Below are 444 nucleotides of genomic sequence, written 5' to 3' on the forward strand. Positions count from 1 at the left end.
AGCGCATGTAGAGCATGACCATCGTGAAACCCAATCGGGAGGTTTCTCCGCGGCGGGTTGCGATCAGATCGAAGTCATCCTGGCTGAGTGTAAAATGTCTCGTGATCTCGCGATCATCGACAGAAGGCTCGTAATGTCGGGCGAGAGCTTCACGGGTCAGAAGACGGCGCCGCGCCATGATCGGATGTCTCCTTCATGTGTCCGGAAGGGGATCGTTGGACGGACTGTCCCGGACAAGTGCAACACGTCATGGAATACAGCCGTGTGCTGTGTCTCATAAATGTTGTACCATATGTTTTGCAGTCATGGGGCCTTATACGTTACACTTTCCCGTATGACACACATAATGATCGGCTATGCCCGCTGCTCGACGGACAAACAGGATCTCGCGGCCCAGCATCAGGAACTGCTCAAACTCGGTGTTTCTGCCGATCGTATTTACAC

2 protein-coding genes are annotated in these 444 nt (G+C 53.4%); one reads left to right on the forward strand and one right to left on the reverse strand.

The window, feature by feature from the left end:
• A partial coding sequence (locus tag KP705_RS17760) for a DUF4158 domain-containing protein (protein ID WP_215765240.1) occupies nt 1–178 on the reverse strand: 178 nt, incomplete at its 3' end.
• Nucleotides 179–334: 156 nt separating this feature from the next.
• Between KP705_RS17760 and KP705_RS17765 the strand changes: the two genes are divergently transcribed.
• On the forward strand, nt 335–444 hold a 110-nt coding region (locus tag KP705_RS17765), incomplete at its 3' end, for a recombinase family protein (RefSeq protein WP_215765241.1).

The organism is Gluconobacter sp. P1D12_c, from assembly GCF_018812105.1.
Lineage (GTDB): Bacteria > Pseudomonadota > Alphaproteobacteria > Acetobacterales > Acetobacteraceae > Gluconobacter > Gluconobacter oxydans_A.